24 protein-coding genes and 1 pseudogene are annotated in these 24,618 nt (G+C 71.5%); 2 read left to right on the top strand and 23 right to left on the bottom strand.

Going from position 1 to position 24,618, the window contains the following annotated elements:
• Window positions 1-77 precede the first annotated feature (77 nt).
• Window positions 78-1,010: a 30S ribosomal protein S2 gene (gene rpsB, locus ACTYVM_RS27315; protein ID WP_445528494.1), complete on the bottom strand. Its 933-nt coding sequence runs from the start codon at window positions 1,008-1,010 to the stop codon at window positions 78-80.
• Between the two features lie 291 nt (window positions 1,011-1,301).
• Between rpsB and ACTYVM_RS27310 the strand changes: the two genes are divergently transcribed.
• Window positions 1,302-2,036 (top strand): murein hydrolase activator EnvC family protein, encoded by a 735-nt coding sequence (locus ACTYVM_RS27310; RefSeq protein WP_445528549.1) that lies wholly within the window; start codon window positions 1,302-1,304, stop codon window positions 2,034-2,036.
• Window positions 2,037-2,108: 72 nt separating this feature from the next.
• Here the strand turns inward: ACTYVM_RS27310 and ACTYVM_RS27305 are convergent, their stop codons facing one another.
• From ACTYVM_RS27305 to ACTYVM_RS27225, 17 genes and pseudogenes are all read right to left on the bottom strand, one after another.
• Window positions 2,109-2,666 (bottom strand): TetR/AcrR family transcriptional regulator, encoded by a 558-nt coding sequence (locus ACTYVM_RS27305; RefSeq protein ID WP_445528548.1) that lies wholly within the window; start codon window positions 2,664-2,666, stop codon window positions 2,109-2,111.
• A gap of 75 nt (window positions 2,667-2,741) precedes the next feature.
• The gene (gene whiG / locus ACTYVM_RS27300) at window positions 2,742-3,584 is read right to left on the bottom strand and encodes an RNA polymerase sigma factor WhiG (protein WP_445528493.1); all 843 of its coding nucleotides are present in this window, start codon (window positions 3,582-3,584) and stop codon (window positions 2,742-2,744) included.
• Window positions 3,585-3,848: 264 nt separating this feature from the next.
• Window positions 3,849-4,999: pseudogene (dprA, locus tag ACTYVM_RS27295) on the bottom strand (DNA-processing protein DprA).
• On the bottom strand, window positions 4,996-6,621 hold the full coding sequence (locus ACTYVM_RS27290) for a YifB family Mg chelatase-like AAA ATPase (RefSeq protein WP_445528492.1): 1,626 nt from the start codon (window positions 6,619-6,621) through the stop codon (window positions 4,996-4,998). The pseudogene dprA and the gene ACTYVM_RS27290 overlap by 4 nt, the downstream one beginning before the upstream one ends.
• Window positions 6,621-6,983 carry a YraN family protein gene (locus ACTYVM_RS27285; RefSeq protein ID WP_445528491.1) on the bottom strand — a complete coding sequence of 121 codons (363 nt, stop codon included), beginning with the start codon at window positions 6,981-6,983 and terminating at the stop codon, window positions 6,621-6,623. The genes ACTYVM_RS27290 and ACTYVM_RS27285 overlap by 1 nt, the downstream gene beginning before the upstream one ends.
• A gap of 166 nt (window positions 6,984-7,149) precedes the next feature.
• On the bottom strand, window positions 7,150-7,458 hold the full coding sequence (locus ACTYVM_RS27280) for a DUF2469 domain-containing protein (protein WP_003993268.1): 309 nt from the start codon (window positions 7,456-7,458) through the stop codon (window positions 7,150-7,152).
• Window positions 7,459-7,514: 56 nt separating this feature from the next.
• A complete protein-coding gene (locus ACTYVM_RS27275) occupies window positions 7,515-7,991 on the bottom strand; it encodes an NUDIX hydrolase (RefSeq protein ID WP_400034851.1) in 477 nt (158 codons plus the stop codon).
• 79 nt (window positions 7,992-8,070) lie between these two features.
• The gene (gene lepB / locus ACTYVM_RS27270; RefSeq protein WP_445528490.1) at window positions 8,071-8,847 is read right to left on the bottom strand and encodes a signal peptidase I; all 777 of its coding nucleotides are present in this window, start codon (window positions 8,845-8,847) and stop codon (window positions 8,071-8,073) included.
• Between the two features lie 171 nt (window positions 8,848-9,018).
• Window positions 9,019-10,032, bottom strand: coding sequence for a signal peptidase I (gene lepB / locus ACTYVM_RS27265; RefSeq protein ID WP_445528489.1), 1,014 nt, complete (start codon window positions 10,030-10,032; stop codon window positions 9,019-9,021).
• Window positions 9,920-11,011, bottom strand: coding sequence for a signal peptidase I (lepB, locus tag ACTYVM_RS27260; protein ID WP_445528488.1), 1,092 nt, complete (start codon window positions 11,009-11,011; stop codon window positions 9,920-9,922). Before lepB (ACTYVM_RS27260) ends, lepB (ACTYVM_RS27265) begins: the two co-directional genes overlap by 113 nt.
• Complete coding sequence (lepB, locus tag ACTYVM_RS27255) at window positions 11,004-11,735, bottom strand: signal peptidase I (RefSeq protein WP_445528487.1); 732 nt, start codon at window positions 11,733-11,735, stop codon at window positions 11,004-11,006. Before lepB (ACTYVM_RS27255) ends, lepB (ACTYVM_RS27260) begins: the two co-directional genes overlap by 8 nt.
• Window positions 11,736-11,780: 45 nt before the next feature.
• A complete protein-coding gene (rplS, locus tag ACTYVM_RS27250) occupies window positions 11,781-12,131 on the bottom strand; it encodes a 50S ribosomal protein L19 (RefSeq protein ID WP_445528486.1) in 351 nt (116 codons plus the stop codon).
• Window positions 12,132-12,266: 135 nt separating this feature from the next.
• On the bottom strand, window positions 12,267-13,100 hold the full coding sequence (gene trmD / locus ACTYVM_RS27245; protein WP_445528485.1) for a tRNA (guanosine(37)-N1)-methyltransferase TrmD: 834 nt from the start codon (window positions 13,098-13,100) through the stop codon (window positions 12,267-12,269).
• Window positions 13,100-13,696, bottom strand: a complete 597-nt coding sequence (gene rimM / locus ACTYVM_RS27240; protein WP_445528484.1) for a ribosome maturation factor RimM — start codon at window positions 13,694-13,696, stop codon at window positions 13,100-13,102. The genes trmD and rimM overlap by 1 nt, the downstream gene beginning before the upstream one ends.
• A gap of 112 nt (window positions 13,697-13,808) precedes the next feature.
• Entirely contained in the window at window positions 13,809-14,048 is a 240-nt protein-coding gene (locus tag ACTYVM_RS27235; protein WP_005479813.1) for an RNA-binding protein, read from the bottom strand.
• Between the two features lie 5 nt (window positions 14,049-14,053).
• On the bottom strand, window positions 14,054-14,482 hold the full coding sequence (gene rpsP / locus ACTYVM_RS27230; protein ID WP_445528483.1) for a 30S ribosomal protein S16: 429 nt from the start codon (window positions 14,480-14,482) through the stop codon (window positions 14,054-14,056).
• Window positions 14,483-14,821: 339 nt separating this feature from the next.
• Complete coding sequence (locus tag ACTYVM_RS27225; protein WP_445528482.1) at window positions 14,822-15,418, bottom strand: hypothetical protein; 597 nt, start codon at window positions 15,416-15,418, stop codon at window positions 14,822-14,824.
• A gap of 538 nt (window positions 15,419-15,956) precedes the next feature.
• On the opposite strand from ACTYVM_RS27225, the gene ACTYVM_RS27220 reads away from it, so the two are divergent.
• A complete protein-coding gene (locus ACTYVM_RS27220; RefSeq protein ID WP_445528481.1) occupies window positions 15,957-16,841 on the top strand; it encodes an SAM-dependent methyltransferase in 885 nt (294 codons plus the stop codon).
• 64 nt (window positions 16,842-16,905) lie between these two features.
• Here the strand turns inward: ACTYVM_RS27220 and ftsH are convergent, their stop codons facing one another.
• From ftsH to nsdA, 5 genes are all read right to left on the bottom strand, one after another.
• On the bottom strand, window positions 16,906-18,858 hold the full coding sequence (gene ftsH, locus ACTYVM_RS27215; protein ID WP_445528480.1) for an ATP-dependent zinc metalloprotease FtsH: 1,953 nt from the start codon (window positions 18,856-18,858) through the stop codon (window positions 16,906-16,908).
• Between the two features lie 130 nt (window positions 18,859-18,988).
• Window positions 18,989-20,527, bottom strand: coding sequence for a signal recognition particle protein (ffh, locus tag ACTYVM_RS27210; protein WP_445528479.1), 1,539 nt, complete (start codon window positions 20,525-20,527; stop codon window positions 18,989-18,991).
• A 228-nt stretch (window positions 20,528-20,755) separates the two neighbouring features.
• The gene (locus ACTYVM_RS27205; RefSeq protein WP_400034702.1) at window positions 20,756-21,094 is read right to left on the bottom strand and encodes a P-II family nitrogen regulator; all 339 of its coding nucleotides are present in this window, start codon (window positions 21,092-21,094) and stop codon (window positions 20,756-20,758) included.
• Window positions 21,091-22,455, bottom strand: coding sequence for an ammonium transporter (locus tag ACTYVM_RS27200; RefSeq protein WP_445528478.1), 1,365 nt, complete (start codon window positions 22,453-22,455; stop codon window positions 21,091-21,093). The genes ACTYVM_RS27205 and ACTYVM_RS27200 overlap by 4 nt, the downstream gene beginning before the upstream one ends.
• 317 nt (window positions 22,456-22,772) lie before the next feature.
• A complete protein-coding gene (nsdA, locus tag ACTYVM_RS27195) occupies window positions 22,773-24,257 on the bottom strand; it encodes a transcriptional repressor NsdA (protein ID WP_445528477.1) in 1,485 nt (494 codons plus the stop codon).
• Between the last annotated feature and the right edge of the window lie 361 nt (window positions 24,258-24,618).

Below are 24,618 nucleotides of genomic sequence, written 5' to 3'. Positions count from 1 at the left end.
TCGGTGCTGACCTACGGGTGAACGGCGGGAGCGGACTTCATGTCGCCGCTCCCGCCGTCAACGCTGGCGCTGACGGGTCAGGCCTGCTCGCCCTCGGCGGCCGGAGCCTCGGCGGCCGGAGCCTCGGCGGCCGGAGCCTCGGTGGCAGGAGCCTCCGCGGCCGGAGCCTCGGTGGCAGGAGCCTCCGCGGCCGGAGCCTCGGCGGCGGCAGCCTCCGCGGCGGGAGCCTCCTCAGCCTTCTTCTCGCCCTCGAGCAGGTCGCGCTCCCACTCGGCGAGCGGCTCGCCCGCGGCCTTCTCGCCCTTGCCCTCGGCAGCGCCGGAGCGGGCGATGAGACCCTCGGCGACGGCGTCGGCGATCACGCGGGTGAGCAGGGTGACGGAGCGGATCGCGTCGTCGTTGCCCGGGATCTTGTAGTCGACCTCGTCGGGGTCGCAGTTGGTGTCGAGGATGGCGACGACCGGGATGTTGAGCTTGCGGGCCTCGCCGACCGCGATGTGCTCCTTCTTGGTGTCCACGATCCAGACGGCGCTGGGCACCTTCTGCATCTCGCGGATACCACCGAGGGTCTTCTCCAGCTTGGCCTTCTCGCGGGAGAGGACCAGGAGCTCCTTCTTGGTCAGACCGGAGGACGCGACGTCCTCGAAGTCGATCTGCTCGAGCTCCTTCAGGCGCTGCAGGCGCTTGTAGACGGTCGAGAAGTTGGTGAGCATGCCGCCCAGCCAGCGCTGGTTGACGTAGGGCATGCCGACGCGGGTCGCCTGCTCGGCGATGGCCTCCTGCGCCTGCTTCTTCGTACCGACGAACATGACCGTGCCGCCGTGGGCGACGGTCTCCTTGACGAACTCGTAGGCGCGGTCGATGTACGACAGCGACTGGAGCAGGTCGATGATGTAGATGCCGTTGCGCTCGGTGAAGATGAAGCGCTTCATCTTCGGGTTCCAACGGCGGGTCTGGTGACCGAAGTGGACGCCGCTCTCCAGCAGCTCCCGCATCGTGACGACGGCCATGGCCGTATCTCCTTGAGTTTCTCGGTTGTGCCGCGGCTGCCGGACGGCTTCCGCGCCTGACGCCCGCTGCGCGCCGTGCCACGAGGGACCGAGGGGCGCTGACACCGACCGTCGCCGGTCCTGGTGTCGGGGCGTGCGAAGTCGACCCGGTGACCCGGGTCGCCATCAGAAGTGTACGGGACCCGCGGGGCGCCGGGTGACGCCGCTGTCCGCAATCGGTGGGTTGTCCACAGGTTCCGGCCGTCGTCGGCGGGGTTGCGGGACGGTGGGCGCATGGTTCGGACGCGTGCGATGCGATGGACGGCCGCCGGCTTCCGGCGGGAACCGCTGCCCGGACGGGCGGCGGCACGGGTGGCTTCGACGGTGCTGGTGGCGCTGGTAGCACTCGTGCCCTCGGCGGCGCCGGTGGGCTCGGGGGGACGGACGGCGTGGACGGCATGGACGGCGTCGTCGGCCCGGGCCGACGGCGACCGCGCCGTGCCGGTCGATTCCGGCCCGGATCCCGGTCCAGGTCCAGGACCTGGTTCGGGGGAAGGGGATCCGCCGGTCCCGGCCGTGGGCCGGGTGTGGCCGGTGGGGGTACGTCCCGAGGTGCTGCGCGGCTGGAATCCTCCGGCGACGGTCTACGGGCCCGGACACCGCGGCGTGGACCTGGGCGCGTCGCCGGGCGCTCCGGTCCGGGCGGTGGCGGCGGGGCGGGTGTTCTTCGCGGGCCCGGTGGCCGACCGAGGCGTGGTGTCGGTCGAGCTGGCGGGCACGGGCGAGCCACCGCTGCGGACGACGTACGAGCCGGTGAGGGCGTCGGTGAAGCAGGGCGACGAGGTGGCCGCCGGCGCGGTCGTCGGCACCGTGGAGGCGACGGGCCGGCACTGCGAAGGCCCGTGTGTCCACTGGGGCCTGCTGCGCGGCAGAACCTACCTGAACCCGCTTCTCCTGCTCCCGCCGTGGCTCCTGAACGGCCCTACGAGACTGCTGCCGGTGCTGGGGGTGCCGCAGCCCCGGCACTCCGACCGGCGTGCCTCCTGACCCCCGTCGCGTCCCGGGCCCGCCACTGTGCGCGGCCGGGGAGACCGGGTGCTCAGGGGCCCGCAGCCGGCGTCAGCCGCACACGCCGCGCAGCGCCATTCCCACCGCGGCCTCGGCGATGACCGCCGGATCCTCCGCGGCCCCCAGCTCGATCCTCCGCACCGCCGCGTCCACGACGCCCTGGAGCAGCATCGCCGCCAGCCGCGGCTGCTCGTGCCCCAGCTCCCCCAGCGCCTCCACGATCATGGCGACGAGTCCGCCGTGGGCGGCCCGGATCTTCTCCCGGGCAACCGCGTCCAGCTCACTCGCCGAGATCGCCACGACAGCCCGGTGGCGCCGGTCCCCGACCAGCTCCAGCTGCTTGCGCACATACGCCTCGACCTTGGCGGCGGGCCCGTCGGCGCAGGCCATCGCGGCCGCGACCTCCGCGGTCCACACCGGGAAGTCGACCTCGCACAGCTCCTCGACCACGGCAGCCCGTGACCGGAAGTACTCGTACACCGACGACCGCGCGAGCCCCGTCCGCTCGGCCAGGGCCGGGAAGGTCAGCGCCTCCGTTCCCCCCTCGGACAGCAGGGTCCGCGCCGCGTCCAACAGGGCGGCGCGCTGCATCGACCGGTGCTCGGCCACGGAGGCCGCTCGAATCCTTGGCACGTCAACCACTTTACGGATGTGCCACCTGCACCGGGAGGGAGTCCGCCTCGGTCAGCGCCCGAAGCTCGCCAGTTTCGCCCGCAGCTGGAGCACCGATTTGGTGTGGATCTGGCTGACCCGGCTCTCGGTCACACCGAGCACATTGCCGATCTCGGCGAGCGTGAGGCCCTCGTAGTAGTAGAGCATCACGACGGTCTTCTCCCGCTCGGGCAGCGTGTTGATCGCCCGGGCCAGGAACGTGCGCAGCTCCCGGTCCTCGGCGACCTCCACCGGGTTGTCGGCGGCGGTGTCCTCCAGCGTGTCCATGAGGCTCAGCCGGTCCCCGCCCTCACCGCCGACATGCAGCAGCTCCTCCAGCGCCACCACGTTGGCCAGCGACAACTGGCTGAAGACGGCATGCAGTTCGTCGACCGCGATGCCCATCTCGGTGGCCACCTCGACCTCCGTCGGCGTGCGCCGCAGCCGGGCCTCCAGGGTCGCGTACGCCCGCTCCACGTTCCGCGCCTTCTGCCGCACGGAGCGGGGGATCCAGTCCAGTGCCCGCAGCTCGTCGATCATCGCGCCCCTGATCCGCGTGATCGCGTAGGTCTCGAACTTGATCTCCCGTTCGATGTCGAACTTCTCGATCGCGTCGATGAGCCCGAAGACCCCGGAGGAGACGAAGTCCGCCTGCTCCACGTTGGGCGGCAGGCCGACGCTCACCCGTCCCGCCACGTACTTCACCAGCGGCGAGTAGTGCAGGATCAGCTGCTCCCGCAGCCGGTCGTCCCCCGTCGCCTTGTACGACCGCCACAGCTCGTCGAGCGTCGTGGGAGCGGACGGCCGCACGCTGCCACCGTCACGGGCGGCTGGGGGGAGCGCCGCCCGGTCGGGCTCGGAGGTGTGCTGGGACATTCGTCGCCTTGTGTCGTTCTGTCGCGGAATGCGGGCTTCTGGGTGAGCTGTCGTTCTCGGTCGCTTCTGTGAGGTTGGAACCACGTGAGCGTAGCGTGACTGAAGTGTCGCGGTGCGCGAACGGCGGGGCGCGAAGCGTGCGCAGATTCGTTCCGCGGTGCGCCCCACCGGGTCACACGCGTCACCCTCGGTGACCGCCACCGCGCCCAACTGCGGGAATCCCCACCGGCGTAGGGCCTCCCCCGGACGGCCGAACACGCTCGGTCAGCACCGCTCGCGGCCCTCCCGGGCCGAGATCAGCGCCTGGCGTGTCAACTTCCATCCCTCGCCATGTCGTTCGACGTAACCCAGCGATCGGAGTTCGTACAGTTTCGCGATCGCGTCGTCCGCGGTCGTCCGGGCGCCGCGGGCGATCTCGTCCGGCGTCGCCGCGCCGCGCGCCGGCAGCGCGGCCAGAACCTGCCGGGCGTCCGGTTCCAGCAGGTCGCGCGGGAGTACGGGACCACGCCGGTCCGGGGCGAGTTCACCCATGTCGCCGACCAGTTCGACGACTTCCGCGGGGTCGGAGACCAGCACCGCCCCGCCGCGCAGGAGATCGTGGACACCGGAGGAGAGCGCACTGGTGGCCGGGCCGGGCACCCCCATGGTGTGCCGTCCCAGGCGCTGCGCCGCCCGCGCGGTGACCAGCGATCCGCTGCGGTGGGCGGCCTCGACCACCACGGTGCCCCGGGTGAGCGCCGCGATCACTCTGTTGCGGACGACGAACCGGCTCGGCGTCGGATGATCACCGGGCGGCAGCTCGCCGACCACCAGACCCTGCTGCGCGATCCTGGTGATCAGCTCGGTGTGCCCACGCGGATAGGGCCGGTCGACGCCGCAGGCCAGAACGGCGACGGTAGCCCCGCCCGCGGCGAGCGCGCCCCGGTGCGCGGCGCCGTCGACTCCGTAGGCGCCGCCGGAGACCACGACCCAGCCGCGCTCGGCGAGGCCGGCGCCGAGGGCCGCGGCCATGTGGGCCCCGTACTGGGTGCAGGCGCGGGCCCCGACGACCGCAGCGCCCATATCCGCAGGCTGGGCCGGCCGCGCACCCACAGTCCCGTGGGCCGCGTGTCGCCGAGGTCGTCGAGCTGGGTGGGCCACTCGGTGTCCCCGGGACGTACGAACCGCACACCGGCCTCCCGCGCCGCGGCGAGGTCCCGTGCGGGCTCGGCCCGCGCCGCCCGGGCGCACAGCCCCGCCCACCGCTTGTCCGACACCCCGGCGAGCCGTGGGGCACCGTCGCGCAGCCGCCGGGCCACCTCCACCGCCCCGCACTCCCGCAGCCACCGCCCGCCCGCTTCGTCCCCGGGCTCGAGGACCCGGCTGAGGAAGACCCGGGCGAGCAGTTCGCGGTCGGGAGCCCGGGTGGTGTTCACGCCGGCGCCCCGATGGCCGTGGCCACGCCCCTGGGCACTCCGGTGCGCAGTTGCAGCGCCAGGGCGACGTCCGACGCGTCGGGCCGGTCGTGGCCGGCGAGGTCCGCGACCGTCCAGGCGACCCGCAGGACACGGTCGAGTCCGCGCGCGGTGAGGACGCCCCGCTCCAGGCCGCGCTCGGCCTCGTCCATCGCGCCGGCCTCCGCGTGCCAGCGGTTGCGCAGCTCACGGCCGGGCACCTCGCTGTTGGTCCGCCACGGGGTGCCCGCGAGCCGGGCCGCCGCGCGTTCCCTGGCGGCCCGCACCCGGTCGGCCACCGGCGCCGTGGCCTCGCCCCGGGCGTCGCGCCGGGTGAGTTCGGCGCGGGTGACCGGGTCGACCTCGACCCGCAGGTCGACCCGGTCAAGGAGCGGCCCGGACAGCCTGGCCTGGTAGCGGCGGACCACCGAGGGCGGGCACTCGCACAGGGTCTCCCGCAGCGAGAACCGGCCGCAGGGGCACGGGTTGGCCGCGAGCACCATCAGGAACCTCGCCGGGAACCGCACCACCCCGGCGCTGCGCGCGATCACCACATGGCCCGCCTCCAGCGGCTGGCGCAGGGCGTCGAGCGCATGGCTGCTGAACTCGGGGGTCTCGTCCAGAAAGAGCACGCCCCGATGAGCGAGCGACACCGCTCCTGGCCTGGCGACGCCCGGGCCGCCGCCGACGAGGGCCTGCATGGTGGCCGAGTGGTGCGGGGCGCAGTAGGGGGCGAGGTCGATCAGCGGTCTGCCCGGCGGCAGGAGTCCGGCCACCGAGTGGATCGCCGTGACCTCGAGGGACTCCTCCCTGGCGAGGCGGGGCAGGAGCGGGGGCAGCCGCTCGGCCAGCATGGTCTTGCCCGCGCCCGGCGGGCCCTCGAGGAACAGGTGGTGCGCCCCGGCCGCGGCGACCTCCACCGCCGTACGGGCCGAGAGCTGGCCGACGATGTCGGCGAGGTCGTGTCCCTGGTCCTGCTGGGCGGCGCCCACGCTGTGCATTCCGGCGGCCGCGCCCGTGCCGGGCAGGCGCAGGCCGGCCAGCAGCGGGTCCGGTCGTCCCTGCTCGTCCGGGTCCTCCTCGGGCACCGGCTCGTCGGTCAGCACCGCGATCAGCTGCCGCAGGCTGCGCACGCCGAGGACGGAGACCCCGGGCACCAGTGAGGCCTCGGCGGCGGCACACTCGGGCACGACCACCTGTTCGTACCCGGCGTCGGCGGCGGCCAGCACCGCCGGCAGGATGCCCCTGACCGGACGCACCCGCCCGTCCAGACCGAGCTCCCCGATCATCACGATGTCGGCGAGCACCTTGGGGTCGATCCGCTCGGCGGCGCCGAGCACGGCACAGGCCACGGCCAGGTCGAAACCGCTGCCGGCCTTGGGCACCGAAGCCGGGCTGAGCCCGACCGTGAGCTTCTTCTGCGGCCACTCGCCACCGGAGTTGACCACCGCCGCCCGCACCCGGTCCCGGCTTTCGGTCAGGCTCTTGTCCGGCAGACCCACCAGGGTGAAGGCGGCGACACCTGGTTCGAGGTCGGCCTGGACCTCGACGACCACGCCCTCGACGCCGACGAGGGTCACGGAGCACGTCCGCGCGAAGCCCATCAGGCGGCCCCCCGCACGTGCTCGACCACGGGGGCGCCGCGCCGGGGCAGCAGGACGCCGACCAGGTCGATACGGACGCCTCCGGGCGGTGCCCCTCCATGGGACTGGATCCAGCGTTCCGCGAGGCCGCGCAGCCGCTCGGCCTTCGCCGGTGTGACCGCGGCCATCGGATGCTCGAAGATCCCCTCCCGGCGGGTCTTCACCTCGCAGACGACCAGGACGTCGCCGTCCCGGGCCACGATGTCGATCTCGCCGGTCCTGCCGCAGCGCCAGTTGCGCTCCAGGACCGTCATGCCGGTCCTGGTCAGTCGCCGGGCCGCCAGGCCCTCTCCGTACCTGCCGAGCGCGCTTCGTGCGTTCATGTCGGCACCACCTCCGGCGCCCACGGTCACGCATCCGGCCCCACGGAGTGGATCTTGGTGCGCTACTCACCGGTTGTGGACAACACTGTCACTCACAAGGGTGATATCGACCGGGGCGGCGGGTGGCAGGTGGCGGATGACGGATGGCGGGTTCCGATGGCGCCCCTCACCCGCTCGGCAGCTCCAGATCGCTCTTGTTCAGCTCCTCAATGTTCACGTCCTTGAACGTGAGGACGCGTACCTGCTTCACGAACCGGGCCGGCCGGTACATGTCCCACACCCAGGCGTCAGCCATCGACACCTCGAAGAACACCTCACCCTGCACCGAGTGCACCTGCATCTCGTAGTCGTTGGTGAGGTAGAAGCGCCGCTCGGTCTCGATCACGTATTTGAACAGACCGACGACATCGCGGTACTCCCGGTAGAGCTTCAGCTCCATCTCGGTCTCGTACTTCTCGAGGTCCTCGGCGCTCATGGCATGTTCCCCTTCAGCCGTGCGATCCCACCATTGTGCGCCAGTGCCACGAGGCCCTAGACGATTTCGGTGTCGAGGGTCACGGGCCCGGCCGGGGGACCTTCGTCGAGCAGCGTGCGCAGCAGCTCGGCGAGTCTGGTCGGATACACCGTCTCATGTGCCCGGATCAGTTCCTGACACGTCCACCAGCGCGCTCCGGCGACGCTGCGCCGCTCCAGCTCGGTCAGGCCCGTGGCCTCGACCGCGGTCCGGTCCGTACGAGCCAGGTAGTACCACTCGTCCTGGTTCCAGCGTCGGCCCGCGAAGGGGAACGAGCACGTGCGGCGCCACAGCACCGGGCCGAGTTCGACCTCGGTGATGCCGGTCTCCTCGGCGAGTTCCCGCAGGGCGGCCTCCTCGCGCGTCTCGGCGCCCTCCAGGCCGCCGCCCGGGGTGAACCACCAGTCGTCGGCCGGGTCGTCCGGCTCGTGGCCGTGCAGCAGGAGGATGCGGTCCTCGGGGTCGAGCAGGACCACCCGCGCGACCCTGCGCAGTCCGCCGCGGTGACCGTCCGTGTCCTCGGCGTCCTCGGCGTCCTCGGCGCCCTCAACGCCCTCAACACCCTCGGCGTCCTCAGCGAGCACCGGCCGGCTCCCTCCGGGTACGGGCGCGGGAGCCGCCCAGCCGCGCCGCGATCGGGCCGTAGGCGCCCCCGGCGAGGACCAGAACGGCACCCGCCACGATCATCGTGACGATCGTGCGCAGCGGGCCCGGCTGGGAGAGGGTGCCGAGCGCCTCGAAGCCGGTGGGACGCTCCAGCAGGCCCTTCATGGGCCAGACGACGGCGTCGACCCTGGCGTCCACGGCGTCGGTCGAGACGGTGCCCGCGGCCGCGTCCGTGAGGTGGGCGGTGGAGTCCAGGGAGCCCTGGCGCTCGTCGCCGAGCAGGAACAGCCGGCCCTGGGGCACCTTCACGGTCGGGATGCCGCCGGACTCGGCGACGGCGCCCTTCAGGTACGGCTCGTCGACCTGCTTGCCGTTGACCGTCAGCCTGCCGTTCTCGCAGCAGGAGACGGTGTCGCCGCCGACGGCGACCACGCGCTTGATCACGGCGGAGTTCTGCACCCAGTTCTTGTCGCGGAAAACGACCACGTCGCCGCGGTGCACCTGCCCGCCGTCGACCCGCTGGGCCAGCACGCGGTCGCCCATGCCGATCGTCGGCGTCATCGAACTGGTGGGCACGGTGTACGGGCGGTAGATCACCGCGGCCCACGCGAACCCCGCGAGGAAGAGCACCAGCCCCACGGCCACGGCGAGCCCGGACAGCCGCTGCCCGGCCTTGCCGCCCGCCGGATCCCTGCCTGTGCCGCCGCCGCGCGGCGCCGTGCGTGTCGTACTCTCGCCACCCATGGACCCGCACCCTACCGGGCGGTACCGCAACGGGGCAGCCCCTCCTCCCCGCCCGACGCCGCACGCGCTGCACGAGAACTTGGGGGCAGTGGACGGGTGTCACGGTGACGGGCGGGCGTCACGGTGACGGACGGTGCGGGCGGTTGCCGCCGCACCGCCGCACCCCCAGGCTCAGCGGCTCCCCGTGGCCGTCGTCGGGGTGCCCGTACCGGCCGCGTCCTTCGCCGCCCGCCTGCGGCGCCACACCGCCACCGGCACGACCGCGGTCAGGGCCACGCCCTGGGGGGCCACCGTCAGGGCGCCCGCCGCCGAGGACTGCTCGTTGATGCCCTGCTGGTCGAAGGTGTCCGGGACGGGCAGCGTGCCCCAGCGGTTGATCGGCCAGGCCTTGACGATGGCACGGCCGACGACGTCCTTGACCGGGACCATGCCGTGGTTCTTGTCGCTCTGGTTGTAGCGCGAGTCCCGGGAGTTCTGCCGGTGGTCGCCCATGACCCAGATGTAGCCCTGGGGCACGTGCACCGTGAACTGGCCGCCCTGGTCGTCGACGCTGCACGGCGTGTTGCCCGGGTAGACGTACGACTGCTCGTCCAGCGCCTTGCCGTTGACCATCAGCGGGCCGGTGTTCCTGCACTCGACGGTGTCGCCGCCGACGCCGACGACGCGCTTGATGAGGTCCTTCTCCTCCGCGGACGGCATCAGGCCGATCCAGCTGAGCACCTTCTGCAGTGCGTTGGGGGTGGCCGCCGGCTCGCCCGCCAGCCAGTCGTCCGGGTCGTGGAAGACGACGACCTCGCCGCGCTCGGGCTCGGAACCGAACCACGGGGTCAGCTTGTCGACCAGGACGCGGTCGCCCCGCTGAAGGGTGTCCTGCATCGAGTCCGAGGGAATCGAGAACGCCTGTACGAGGAAGGTCTTGATCAGCAGCGCCAGCACCAGCGCGATACCGATCAGGATGGGCAGCTCCTTCCAGAAGGAGCGGGGCTTCCTCGCCTCGGGGGTGCTGCCCCCGCTCCCCTGGTCACCGCTGTGGTCGTGCTCCGTCACCGTGCCGTCCTCGGCTGCTTCGCTCTCACTCCCGGAGGCCACGGTGCTGCGCGCAGCGGGGTCCGCCGCTCCCTCGGGGTGTCCGCGGTGCTCCTCGCCGTCGTGTCCGGACCGTGCGCCAACCGCCACATCCCCCACGCCAACTCCTCACTCCGTGCCGCCGCCTGCCCCGTGCGCGGCGCAGGCCCACCACTCCCATAACGAGCGGGAGTTCCGCAGGGCTCGGGAGTCGAACCGATCCGTTCGGATCGTCTGGGGCAACCCTATGCGACAGCCGGGGAGCGGCGGTCGACCCGACGGCCGCGTCGGGCACCGAAGAGAAGGTTTTCGGTTCCTTGAGCATGGTCCAGTGGCCGACGGGCCAGCCGATGAGCATGGCCCGCCCCACCACGGAGTTCTCCGAGACGGTTCCGCCGTACGGTGTGTCCTGGTGGGCACGCGAGTCGGCGGAGTTGCCCCGGTGGTCGCCCATCACCCACAGCCGGCCCCGGGGGACGGTGATGTCGAACTGGATGTTGGAGGGGGCGTTGCCCGGATAGAGGTAGTCCTCCTCGTTCAGGGGAGCGCCGTTGACGGTCACCCTGCCCTGGGTGTCGCAGCACTTGACGTGATCCCCGCCGACGCCGACGACCCGCTTGATGAGGTCCTTCTCGTCGTCGGAGGGCAGCAGGCCGATGAAGGTGAGGCCCTGCTTGACCTGCTTGACGCCGATGGGGTCGTCCTTGCGGGCGGTCTGCTCGCCGGCCAGCCAGCCGCCCGGGTCGTGGAAGACGACGACGTCCCCGCGCTGCGGCTTGGCGCCGAACCACGGGGTGAACTTGTCGACCAGGACCCGGTCGCCGATCCGGATCGTCTGCTCCATGGAGCCCGACGGGATCACGAAGGCCTGCACGAGGAAGGTCTTCAGGACCAGGGCTATGAGCACGGCGACGCCGACGAGGAGCGGTATCTCCCGGAACGCCGAGCGCCTGCGCTTGCGCCTGACCTTGCGCTGCAGCTGGCGCCGCTCCGCGCGGGTGCGGCCACCGGCCGGGCCCGCGGCGCGCCGGGCCCCGGTGGGCAGGAGGTTGTCGGCGGCGTTGGCGGAGACGCCGCGCGGTCTGCCGCGGCTACCCATGGGTGCCACCCGCAGGTCCGGCGGCGGGCACGCGCGCGTAGGCGTCCGGGCGGTGCAGACCGGTCCGGTGGCCGAAGGGCCAGACGATCCAGTCGGCCCGGCCGATCACCTTGCCGACCGGGATCATGCCGCCGCCCGGCGAGCCCAGATGGTCGCGGGAGTCGCTGGAGTCCCCGCGGTGGTCGCCGAGGACGAACAGGGTCCCCTCGGGCACGACGACGTCGAAGGGCACGGCGGACGGGCTGTCACCGGGAAAGAGGAACGTCGACTCGTCGACCGAACGGTCGTTCACCTGGATCCTGCCCTCCTTGTCACAGCAGACCACATGGTCTCCGCCTACACCCACAACGCGTTTGATGTAGTCGCCGTGCCCGAAGTACTCCGTGCCGTCGAACACAATGACGTCGCCGCGCCGCGGCACGGCTCCGAAACGGTACGCCAACTTGTTCACGGCGACGCGGTCCCCGATCCTCAACCCCGGCTCCATGGATCCGCTCGGAATCTCGAAGGGCTGCACCACGAAGGTGTTGAGGAGCAGCAGGAAGACCAGGCAGCTCAGCGCGGTCAGGGTGATCCTCCCGCCGGGAAGCCACTCGGTGATCCGCGACATCAACGCGAAACGCGACCGTTCCTCCGGCCCCGGCGTCCCCGGGATCTCTCCGGGTTCGTCGTCACAAGGGCGGGAGGAGCGGTCGCGCTCCGTGTGCTGTGCTTCGGTGTCCATCGGGGCGGAATGTTATCCGGCCCCGCCATGGACTCCGTCAGGCGCTCAGCTCTCGCGCTTCTCCTTGATCTTCGCGGCCTTGCCGCGCAGCTCGCGCAGGTAGTACAGCTTGGCGCGGCGCACGTCACCCTTGGTGACGAGCTCGATCTTCTCGACGATCGGGGTGTGCACCGGGAAGGTGCGCTCGACGCCGACGGAGAAGGAGACCTTGCGGACCGTGAAGGTCTCGCGCACGCCGGAGCCCTGGCGACGGATCACCACGCCCTTGAACTGCTGGACACGGGAGCGGTTGCCCTCGATGACGCGGACGTGCACGTTGACGGTGTCACCCGGGCGGAAGGCCGGGATGTCCTCGCGCAGCGACGCGGCGTCGACGGAGTCGAGCAGGTGAGACATTTCGTCTGCTTTCTTCGTTGATGCCACAGGTCATCAACGGGAACTTGAGGTTCGGGATCGGTGCTGCGCGGGTCGGGACGGGCGTCGTGTCCCCCTGTGGCAGGGGCGCACGCCGGACCGGCACACAACAGCGGTCTATTGTCCCACGCCGTCGGTCCTGCGCCAAAATCGGCCGTGCGCCTCCCCCTCGGGGTCCGGCGACCAGCCCAGGATGGACAGCATCTCCCGGTCCTTCTTGTCGAAGGCCTTCGGATCGCAGCGCGCGATGAGGTCGGGCCGGTGGGCCGAAGTACGCCGCAGGGCCTCGTCGCGCCGCCAGCGGGCGATCTTCCCGTGGTGGCCGCTGAGCAGCACCTCCGGGATGCCGTGGCCGCGCCACTCGGGCGGCTTGGTGTAGACCGGGCCCTCCAGCAGGTTGGCCATCGTGCCGGGCGCGAAGGAGTCGTCGCGGTGCGACTCGGCGTTGCCCAGGACGCCCGGCAGCAGCCGCGCCACGGCCTCGGTGACGACCAGCACGGCCGCCTCGCCGCCGGCCAGGACGTAGTCGCCGATGGAGACCTCGTAGACGGGTATCCGGGTGGCGTACTCGTCCATCACCCGGCGGTCGATGCCTTCGTAGCGGGCCGGTGTGAAGATCAGCCAGGGGCGCTCGGAGAGCTCCACGGCGAGTTCCTGGGTGAAGGGGCGGCCGCTGGGCGTCGGGACGATGAGCGCGGGCGCGTGGGAGCCGGTCTCGTAGCCGTCGGCGAGGACGGTGTCCAGGGCGTCGCCCCAGGGCTCGGTCTTCATGACCATGCCGGGGCCGCCGCCGTAGGGGGTGTCGTCGACGGTGTGGTGGCGGTCGTACGTCCAGCCGCGCAGGTCGTGGACGTGCACGTTCAGCTGTCCGCGCGCGCGTGCCTTGCCGACGAGGGAGACGTTCAGGGGTTCCAGGTACTCGGGGAAGATCGTGACGACGTCGAGCCGCATCAGGACCCTTCCTCCGCGGACGCACCGGGGGACGTACGGGGCGAGGCGCCGGGTGCGTCGGTGGCCTCGTCCTGGTCGAGGACGGACCGGTCGTCGATGAGGCCCGGCGGCGGGGCGACGACCGCGCGCTGCTCCTCCAGGTCCACCTCGGTGACGATCTCCCCGACGAACGGGATCATCACCTCGGTGCCGTCCGGACGCTCGACGATCAGGAGGTCCTGGGAGGGCAGGTGGGAGATCTCGGTGATCCGGCCGACCTCCGTGCCGTCCTCGGTGACGACGTCGAGGTCGATCAGCTGGTGGTCGTAGTACTCGTCCTCGTCCTCGGGAAGCTCCTCCGGATCGATCTCGGAGATCAGGAGGGTGTTGCGCAGGGCCTCGGCGGCGGTGCGGTCGCGCACGCCCTCGAAGCGCAGCAGGAGGCGACCGCTGTGGACGCGGCCCGTCTCGATGGTCAGCGGTCCGGCGGACGCCGGGTCGGTGGCCAGGACGGCGCCGGGGGCGAGGCGCAGTTCGGGCTCGTCGGTACGTACCTCCACGGTGACCTCGCCCTTGATGCCGTGGGCGCGGCCGATCCGTGCGACTACCAGCTGCACGTGGAAGATCTCCTGTCGGAACGTCTGAACGCGAGCCGCCGGGCGGCTCATACGACTACGGGCCGGGGACGGCCCAGCGGCCCTCCCCGGCCCGAGCCGGATGCGAAAAGCGTCAGCGGACGTGGTCCACGTCGACGAGGTCGACACGGACACCGCGGCCGCCGATGGCGCCCACGACGGTGCGCAGGGCACGTGCGGTGCGGCCGTTGCGGCCGATCACCTTGCCGAGGTCGTCCGGGTGGACCCGGACCTCGAGCACGCGTCCGCGGCGCAGGTCGCGCGAGGCGACCTGCACATCGTCAGGGTTGTCGACGATGCCCTTCACGAGGTGCTCAAGCGCCTCTTCGAGCATGCTGCTCAGGCCTCGGTCGACTCAGTCGAAGAAGACTCGGCGGCGGCCTCGTCCTTCTTCTCAGCCTTCTTCTTCTGGGTGATGGCGTCACCCTTGTTCTCGTCGTCACCGCCGAGGGCCTCGAACGACGGGCGCGCGGTCTTCTCGGCCGGCTGGAGCAGCGGCGCAGGGGCGGGCTCGCCCTTGAACTTCTGCCAGTCGCCGGTCTTCTTCAGGATGGCGAGCACGGGCTCGGTCGGCTGGGCGCCGACGGAGAGCCAGTACGCCACACGCTCGGCGTTGACCTCGATGCGCGAGGGGTTCTGCACCGGGTGGTACAGACCGATCTCCTCGATGGCCCGGCCGTCACGGCGGGTACGGGAGTCGGCGACGACGATGCGGTAGTGAGGCGAACGGATCTTGCCCAGACGCTTCAGCTTGATCTTGACTGCCACGGGAGTGGGTTCTCCTGGATTTGACGTGGTTGGGCACGGCTGGGACGCCGCGTGGGGTTGCGGTACCCGAGTGCCCGACGGACGCGTCAGCCGGAGGAGAGAGGGGTCCTGTGCGGCTGTCGAGTACAGCTAGCCATTGTGCCACACCCGGCGGGCCCCCTTCCGCGAAGGGTCCGGGGCCGCCCCCGCGGCACGCCGGAGCGGCACCCGGCGCTCCGGCTGCCGTGGAGCGCGGGCGTCCGCCCGCGCCGGCGGGGGCGCCGCCGCGTACGGCGGCGCCCCGCGCACCGTCCCGCTGCTCGTCCGGCACCCACGAGATACCGGGACGCAGCCGGCCGGTCAGCCGGTCGCCGCGCCCACCGGCTCCGGGATCCTGAACGGCTTTCCGCAGCCGCCGCACATGATCGGAGCCTGGGCCAGGACCGAGGGGACGACCCGCACATTGCGACCGCAGTCGCAGACCGCCTTGACCCTGACCCCGCCGCCGGAGGAGCCGTGCCGGGCGGCCGGTCCGCGGAAGGTACGGCCGGTGTCGGAGGAGGTGGCGGCCGAGTGCGCCTTCAGCGCTCGCTGGAGGCGCTCGATCGTCGGACGGTAGCGCCGCTTCGCCTCGGGACTGAGCGTGACCAGCGAGAAGCCGCTGCTCGGGTGCGGCTCCTCGGGGTGGTCCAGGCCCAGCTCCTCGGAGATCGCGAGGAACCTGCGGTTGTGGTAGCGGCCGGCACGGGACGTGTCGCGTACGCCGCGCGCGGCGGCGACGCCATGGACTGCCTCGTGAAGCAGTCGCTCGAAGGAGAGTTCGTGTCCGCACGCGGACGAGGACTCCCCGATCAGGGACTCAGGCGCGGCAAGGTCTGGCAGCTCGGGGTGGTACCGCTGAATGTCGGCCCACGCCTGTGCCAGCTCTGCGGCGAGAACAGGTGGTGTCGTGCTCACGTAATGACAACGAGCCGGAGTGCCACTGTGTTCCTATTCCGGGGCATCCCAAATAATTTGCACGTACCCGTCAGTCGTCACTGATGCGTCCTGACGAGGGCGGGTGCGCTGATCTGCGGAGAAGCCGCACAGCTCCCCCCAAGGTGGTGCGCAAAGGAAGTACGCGCCGGCGCGTACGCCCCTCGCGCACGCGGGGAGTGGCGGAATCACGCCACGCGCAAGAGGCGTTTCGGCCGCTTCCCGGCCGGGGACCCTCTGCCCCGTCAATGCCCGCGAGGTTACCTGGCGCACCGGCGCCGTCCGGCACCGGCCCGCAGGGCAAGCCGACTTCCGGCCACGTCGATCTGGGGCCCAGGTTGCCGGCACGTGAAATCACGGCCCGTACCGCCCCAGGACACAAGCAGGGCCCCGCGACCCCTGGACGCGAAGGAGGGCTCGGAGTTACCTGGCATACGGGGGAAGTGGGAGCGCAACGGCGGCACGGGGGGCCACGGAACCGGGCACAGCGGCAGCACTCGGCGGATTGGGGCGCCCATCCATGACACCTGCGCTCGTGCGGCAGCACGTACGGCACACATCACCAGAGCCCGGCGCGGAGTCCCGCGCACGCGCGCGTGATTGGTCCGAGATCCAGGAGCGGATGCTGGTCCCGCTCCACGAGACCGTCTACGCGCGACTGGACGTGGGCTCCAGCACCCGGCTGCTGGCCCTGGGCTGCGGCTCCGGGCTCGCCCTGCTCCTGGCCGCGGCCAGGGGCGCGGCGGTCACCGGTGTCGACTCCTCCCACCCCGAGCGGCTCGCCCTCGCCCGGCAGCGGCTGCTGCCCAAGCCGTGGGACACACACGCGCGTGCGGCGGCCCGGCTCGTCGACGGATCACCGCGGGACGCGGCCGGCCCCGGCAGGCCGCGGGACGCGGCCGGCCCCGGCAGCCCGGCGTACACCCTGGTGACCGCCTTCGAGCCGATCGGCTGCCTCGCGGGCGACTCGGAGGGGCTGGCCGGCCTGCTCGCCGCCGCGACCCCGCTCGCCGAGCGCGGGGCGCCCGTGGTCCTGGCCGGCTGGGGACCGCCGGAACGCTGCGCGACCTCGTCCGTGCTGCGGGTGGCGACCAGGCTCGCCGATCCCCTGCGCAGCGCGGGCAGCTGGCGCCCCGCACTGCGCGACGACCTGGAGGAGGTGGCCCAGCGGGCCGGGCTGCGGCCGGACGGCTCCGGCCGCGTCACCTGCCCGTTCGGGTACGCCGACCTCGACAGCGCGGTACGCGGACTGCTCTCCACGGGGCTGTTCGACGCGGCCGTCGCCGCCACCGACCGGAACCAGGTCGACAAGGAACTCACCGAGGCCCTGCACGCGCACCAGCGGCCGGACGGCACCGTGTGGATGCCCAACGTGTTCCGGTACCTGATCGCACGGACGCCCTGACTCACGGACGCTCTGATCGCGAACACCTGTCAGGGGCGACGCCCCGCACCCCACCGGGCGAGCCTCACCGGACGCCGCCGTCGGCCTCCGCCTCCTTTCGCAGCCGGGCGATCCCCGCGACCCGGTAGGCGTCGGCCTCCTCCAGCGTCTCGTTCTCCAGCAGCGCCTGGGCCAGCGCGTCCAGCTGCGCCCGGTGGTCGCGCAGCTTGCGGCACGCCTCCTCGTAGCACTCGTCGACGATCCGCCGCATCTCGCTGTCGATGGCGTCCAGGGTCTGCGGGGCGGCGGCGAGCCCGTAGGCCTGCTGGGCGTCGTCCGGCAGTGCGGAGAGGCGGCCCAGGTGCTCGCTCATGCCCCAGCGGGCCACCATCCCGCGCGCGATGCCGGTGACCTGTTCGAGATCGTGCTCGGAGCCGGTCGTGACGACCCCGTAGACGACGTGTTCCGCCGCCATGCCGCCCAGCGCACCGATGATGCGGCCCCGCAGGTACTCCTCGGTGTACGCGTACTTGTCGGACTCCGGCGTCGACAGCGTCACCCCGAGCGCCCTCCCGCGCGGGACGATGGTGATCTTGCGTACGGGGTCGGCACCTGGTTGGAGCATGCCCAGCAGGGCGTGCCCGCTCTCGTGGTACGCGGTGCGCCTGCGCTCCTCCTCGGGCATCACCAGCGCACGTTCGGCACCGAGCTGGACCTTCTCCAGAGCCTCCGAGAAGTCGGTCTGCGTCACCTGCTCCTGCCGCCGCTTGACCGCGAGCAGGGCGGCCTCGTTGGCGAGGTTGGCCAGCTCCGCCCCGGTCATGCCCGGAGTCGTACGGGCCACCCGGGCGAGGTCCACGCCCGGGGCGAGCGGGATCTGGCGGGTGTGGATCCGCAGGATCGCCTCGCGGCCGCCCCGGTCCGGCGGCGAGACACTCACCACCCGGTCGAAACGGCCGGGACGGGTCAGCGCGGGATCCAGCACATCGGCGCGGTTGGTGGCGGCGAGCACGACGACACCCTCCGAGCCGGAGAACCCGTCCATCTCCGTCAGGATCTGGTTCAGCGTCTGCTCGCGCTCGTCGTGCCCGCCCACCGAGGCGCCGCCGCCCCGGGCCCGGCCGATGGTGTCGATCTCGTCGATGAACACGATCGACGGCGCCATCCTGCGGGCCTCGGCGAACAGCTCGCGCACCCGGGAGGCGCCCACACCCACGATCATCTCGATGAACTCGGACGCCGACGCCGAGAAGAACGGCACCCCCGCCTCACCGGCCACGGCCCGCGCGAGCAACGTCTTGCCCGTGCCCGGCGGCCCCGTGAGCAGCACCCCGCGCGGCATCTTCGCGCCCATCCGGCGATAGGCGTCCGGATGTTCCAGGAAGTCGACGACGTCGTCCAGCTCGCCCTTGACCTCGTCGATGCCCGCCACGTCCGCGAAGGTGGTGCGCTGCGTGCCCGGCTGGAGTTCGACCGGCCTGGGCGGCGTCTTGCGGCCGAGCAGTCCGCCCGGCCCGCCCAGACCCGAGCCGATCCGCCGCGCGAAGAAGATCCACAGCGCCACCAGCACCACGATCGGCGCCAGCGAGAGCAGCAGATTGGACAGCAGTCCGCGCTCCTGCACGACCGGCTGCGCGGTCACCGTGACATGGTGGCTGCTCAGGCTCTGCCAGAGCCTGTCGTCCGCGAAGGCCGGGCGCTGGGTCTTGAACTTGGTGTACTTCGCCCCGCCCTCGGGACTGGCCTGGGGGTTCTTCAACCGGCCCTGGATCGCGTCGCCCTTGGAGTAGATCGTGCCGACGTTGCCCGCGTCGAGCTGCCTGCTGAACTCGGTGTACGAGATCGTCGGCTCGTTGCCCCGGTTGTAGTAGCTCAGCCCGCCGTAGGCCAGCAGGAAGACGATCACCGCGGTGACGAGCAGCCCCCACCACCTGCCGCGTGGCCGTCCGCCACCGGACCGCCTGGGCGGCTCGTCCGGCGTGCCCTCGGTACGCCACGGCTGGTCAGAGCCGTTGCGCGACGGCGCGGCATCGCTCATATCTGGACGTTACGGCACATGGCGTAACCCGGCACGCGCTGAGGGCGCCCCTCCGCGGAAGGGCGCCCTCGGCGTCGTCCGGACGCCGTACGGGTGACAGATGCGTACCGTACGGCGTCCGGGGTGGGCGTCAGCCCATGAACTTCTTGAACTCGTCCGGAAGCTCGAAGTCCTGGCCGCCCTGCTGCGGCAGCCCGAGGGCGCCGCCGGCCTGAGCGGCGGCGCGGCGGGCCGCATCCTCCTGCTCCTGCTGCTTGCGCTTCATCGGGTTCCCGGAGCGCTGCTTGCCCTTGGCCTTCTTCGGCTGCTTCTTGGTCCGGCCGGGGCCGCCGCCCATGCCCGGGATGCCGGGCATCCCGCCGCCCTGGGCCATGCGGGACATCATCTTCCTGGCCTCGAAAAAGCGTTCGACCAAGTTCTTGACGGCGCTCACCTCGACACCGGAACCCCTGGCGATACGGGCGCGGCGCGAGCCGTTGATGATCGTCGGGTCCTGGCGCTCGCCCGGGGTCATCGACTTGATGATCGCGGCCGTACGGTCGACGTCCCGCTCGTCGATGTTGTTGATCTGGTCCTTGATCTGGCCCATGCCGGGCAGCATGCCGAGAAGCTTGGAGATCGACCCCATCTTCCTGACCTGCTCCATCTGGGCCAGGAAGTCGTCCAGGGTGAAGTCCTGGCCCTTCTTGGACGCCAGCTTGGAGGCCATCTTCTCGGCCTCTTCCTGGCTGAACGTCTTCTCCGCCTGCTCGATCAGGGTGAGCAGGTCACCCATGTCGAGGATGCGGGAGGCCATCCGGTCCGGGTGGAAGGCGTCGAAGTCGTCGAGCTTCTCACCGTTGGACGCGAACATGATCGGCTTGCCGGTGATCTGCCGGATCGACAGGGCCGCGCCACCGCGGGCGTCACCGTCGAGCTTGGACAGCACCACGCCGTCGAAGCCGACGCCGTCGCGGAAGGCCTCGGCGGTGTTGACGGCGTCCTGACCGATCATCGCGTCGACGACGAACAGGATCTCGTCGGGGCTGACGACGTCCCTGATGTCCGCCGCCTGCCGCATCATGTCCTGGTCGATGCCGAGGCGGCCGGCGGTGTCCACGATCACGATGTCGTGGACCTGGGTCCGCGCGTACTCGATGGAGTCCTTGGCGACCTTGACCGGGTCGCCCACGCCGTTGCCCGGCTCGGGCGCGTACACGGCGACGCCGGCGCGCTCGGCGACGACGCTGAGCTGGTTGACGGCGTTCGGACGCTGGAGGTCGCAGGCGACGAGCAGCGGGGAGTGGCCCTGCTCCTGGAGCCACTTGCCGAGCTTGCCCGCGAGGGTGGTCTTACCGGCACCCTGGAGACCGGCGAGCATGATCACGGTGGGGGGCTGCTTGGCGAAGCGCAGGCGGCGGGTCTCACCGCCCAGGATCGTGACCAGCTCGTCGTTGACGATCTTGAGGACCTGCTGGGCGGGGTTCAGCGCCTTGGAGACGTCGGACCCGAGAGCGCGCTCCTTGACGTTCTTGATGAACGAACGGACGACGGGGAGGGCGACGTCGGCCTCGAGCAGCGCGATGCGGATCTCGCGCGCCGTGGCGTCGATGTCCGCTTCGCTCAGCCTGCCTTTTCCGCGGAGGTTTTTGAAGGTCGCGCTGAGGCGGTCGGAGAGAGTATCGAACACGGCGGCGTCGGTCCTCGGATCGGGGTCGGCAGTCTGAGCGCCTTCCAGGGTATCCGGCCCGGCAAGGAAATCCTCCCCGACCGCTGATTGCGGCGGGCGGGGACACGGTCACGCCCGCGGCCACTCCTCCGGCTCGCGGGCCGCCGAAGCCGCCTCGTCGGCCGGGAGTGGCGTGCCGGGAGGCCGCACGTCCGCACCGGTCACCGGCGGCTCCTGTCCTCGCGTCGTTCAGAGCGCGTCCGGGCCGCGCTCACCGGTGCGGACCCGGACCGCCGTCTCGACCGGCAGGGACCAGACCTTTCCGTCGCCGATCTTGCCCGTGCGGGCGGCGTTGACGATGACCTCGATCAGCTGCTCGGCTTCGTCGTCCTCGGCGAGCACCTCGATGCGGACCTTGGGCACCAGGTCGACGGTGTACTCGGCTCCGCGGTAGACCTCGGTGTGGCCGCGCTGACGTCCGTGACCGCTCGCCTCGGTGACGGTGAGGCCGCTGACCCCGAACGACTGGAGGGCCTCCTTGATCTCGTCGAGCCGGTGGGGCTTGACCACGGCGGTGATGAGCTTCACGCGTCCACCTTCCCACTCCGCGTGGCGGCCCTCCTGATCTGCGCGGCGGCCAGGGCCGGGGCGCCGACGGCGACGGGGACTCCGCCGCCCGCGCCGGTCAGGTCGTACGCGGTCTCGGCGTGCTCGGCCTGGTCGATGCCGGAGATCTCCTCGTCCTCGGTGACCCGCATGCCGATGCTCCGGTCCAGGAGGAGGGCGAGGACCGCGGAGGCGATCAGGGAGTAGGCGAGGACGGCGAGGACACCGGCGCACTGCTTCCAGAACTGCTCCATGCCGCCGCCGTAGAACAGGCCCCGGACGGCGGACTGGCCCCTGCCGCTGGCGAAGAAGCCGATCAGCAGGGAGCCGACGACTCCGCCGACCAGGTGGACGCCGACCACGTCGAGGGAGTCGTCGTAGCCGAACCGGTACTTCAGGCCGACCGCCATGGCGCACAGGACGCCGGCGACGGCACCCACGGCCATCGCGCCGAGGGGGGAGACGGCACCGCCGGACGGGGTGATCGCGACCAGGCCGGCGACCGCGCCGGAGGCCGCTCCGAGGGTGGTGAACGCGCCGTGCCGGATCTTCTCGTAGGCGAGCCAGGCGAGCATGGCGGTGCCGGTGGCGACCTGGGTGTTGACGAACATCAGCGGGCCGACACCGTCGTCGTTGCCGAGCCAGGAGCCGGCGTTGAAGCCGAACCAGCCGAACCACAGCAGGCCCGCGCCGAGCATGACCAGCGGGAGGCTGTGCGGGCGCATCGGGTCCTTCTTGAAGCCCCTGCGCCTGCCGATGACCAGGATCACGCCGAGTGCCGCCGCGCCGGCGTTGATGTGGACGGCGGTGCCGCCCGCGAAGTCGATCACGCCGAGTTCACCGGCCCAGCCGCCGGGGCCCCAGACCCAGTGGGCGATCGGGAAGTACACGACGGTGACCCACAGCACCAGGAACAGCGTCCAGGCGCCGAACTTGACCCGGTCGGCCAGGGCTCCGCTGATCAGGGCCGGGGTGATGATCGCGAACATCAGCTGGAAGACGGCGAAGACGAAGACCGGGATGGTGTGTCCGGGCCACAGCTCGGTCTTGCCGATGCCGCTGAAGCCGACGAAGCCGGGGGTCCAGCCGACGAGCGAGCCCCGGTCGGCGCCGAAGGCCGTCGAGAAGCCGTAGAGCACCCACAGGACGGTGACGACGCCGAGGCTGATGAAGCTCATCATCAGCATGTTCAGCGCGCTCTTGACCCGGACCATGCCTCCGTAGAAGAAGGCCAGACCGGGGGTCATCAGCATCACCAGGGCGGAACAGATGAGCATGAAGCCGGTGTTGGCGGACGACAGTTTGGGCGCGTCCGCCGCCAGCAGGATGGCGGCTTGTGCCATCGGCGTCTCCTCGTCGGTCGGTACGGCCCCGTGCGGGCGGCCGGGCGAAGCCGTGCGTGGCCCGGTCGGCGAGGCGTTGGCCGGCCGACCGTGCCACGAGACTGACGCGGCGCGGTTTCGGTGGCCGCCTCTTGTCGTTTCGCCGGGGTGACGAAGAGGTCTGCTGTGTTACGAACCGGTGAAGGGCGTGCTGACGTGCCCGTGCGTCGCGGGCAGGAAACAGGCCGGCCGCGGGCGGCCTTCCGATGACCAGGCATGGGGGAGCCGAGTCGGGCAGTTCGGGAGGGCCGGCCGCGGCCGGGGTCGGGGAGGCGCCGTCAGACGGCCTCGGCGGTCTCGGAGAGTTCGGCGGCGAGCTGTTCGGTCAGGTCGATGACGTCCGCGAGGTCGCCGTAGCCGCGGACGGCGTTGTCGACGGTCTTGCGGATACGGGTGTTCACGCGCTCGGAGCGGACCTTCTTGGCGACCCTCATGGCCTGCCGCGCGTACTCGGTGCTCTGCTCGGGCTCGCGCTGGAGCAGGTGGACCGTCGCCATGCCGATGAGGTTCAGGGCGTACGACCGCTGGTGTTCGCGGTCCTCGGCGAACTTGTCCACCGCCTTCCGCATCAACGGTTCCGCCAGCGAGGCGTAGGTGGGACTGCGGCCGGCGACATAGGCGAGGTCGCGGAAGGAGTGGGAGTTCTCGCCGTACAGCTCGGCCTCGGAGAAGAAGCGGATCCAGTCGGGGTCGGGCTCGTCCCAGTCCTCGGCGTCGGCGAAGACGTCCTCGGCCATGCGCACGGCGCGCTTGCACTTGCCGGGCTGGCCCATGTTGGCGTAGGCACGGGCCTCCAGCGCGTACAGCATGGACTGGGTGCGCGGGCTCGCGCAGTCGCGGCTGCCGTACTGCGCGAGGTGGATGAGCTCCAGGGCGTCCTCGGGGCGGCCGAGGTGGATCATCTGGCGGCTCATGCTGGACAGGACATAGGAACCGAGCGGCTTGTCGCCGGCTTCCTTGGCTGCGTGCAGGGCGAGGACGAAGTACTTCTGGGCGGTGGGCTGGAGTCCCACGTCGTAGCTCATCCAGCCGGCCAGCTCGGCGAGTTCCGCGGCGACCTTGAACAGCCGGCGGCCGGTGGCCTCCGGCTGGGACTCCTGGAGAAGGTCCGTCACCTCGTGCAACTGGCCGACGACGGCCTTGCGGCGCAGGCCGCCGCCGCACTGGGCGTCCCACTGCCGGAACATCACGGTGGTGGTCTCCAGCAGCTCCAGCTCGGGCCGGGACAGCCGGCCGGGGCGGCGGGAGGCGGTCTGCGGCTCGGGCTCCTCGGCGGGGGCCGGGGGCACGGGCACGAGCCAGCGCTGGAGCGGCTCGATGAGGGACGGGCCCGCGGACAACGTCAGCGAGGTTCCGAGGAAGCCGCGCCGCGCCAGCATCAGGTCGCTGCGCGAGAACTCGCTGAGCAGGGCCACGGTCTGCGGGCCCGTCCAGGGCAGGTCGACACCGGTGGCGGAGGGGGTCGGGCGCGCGGTGCGCAGGCCGAGGTCCTCCACGGCGACGACGCAGCCGAAGCGCTCGGAGAAGAGCTCCGAGAGGATTCTGGGGATCGGCTCGCGCGGGTTCTCGCCGTCCAGCCACCGCCTGACGCGCGAGGTGTCGGTGGAGATGTGGTTGGCGCCCAGCTGGCGGGCGCGGCGGTTGACCTGGCGGGCGAGCTCGCCCTTGGACCAGCCGCTGCGTGCGAACCACGAGGCGAGCAGCTCGTTCGGGCGCTTGTCCGCGCTCGCAGCGCCCGTGCCGCTTTCGCCGTTGCCGCTCACTGGAACGCCCCCATTCCTGAGACCACTTGTCCTGAGACCACTTGTCGCTTGGTGGGCCAAGCCCTATCAGAATGCCGGTCAACAAGGCCGTTCGTCCGCCGATTCTCACCCTTCGAACCGACTGCCGACTTGCCTGCGGCATACCCACAAGTGCATGTGCCCCCAGGCCTCGCACACTCACAGTAATCCTACGATCACCCGCTCAACCACAGGGATCGCTGAAACGCCACCATTCGCCACCCCTTCGAATGAACCCTTGATGGTCCGCGCGCGATTCACTTGACATAGGACAGGCACGGGCGAGTGGAGCGGTGCACGCCAGGGCGCACGCCGCCGGACGCACCACCCGCGGGGCTGCGGC

It is taken from the genome of Streptomyces cyslabdanicus (assembly GCF_052663305.1).
This window is presented reverse-complemented; position numbering and strand designations above follow the sequence as displayed.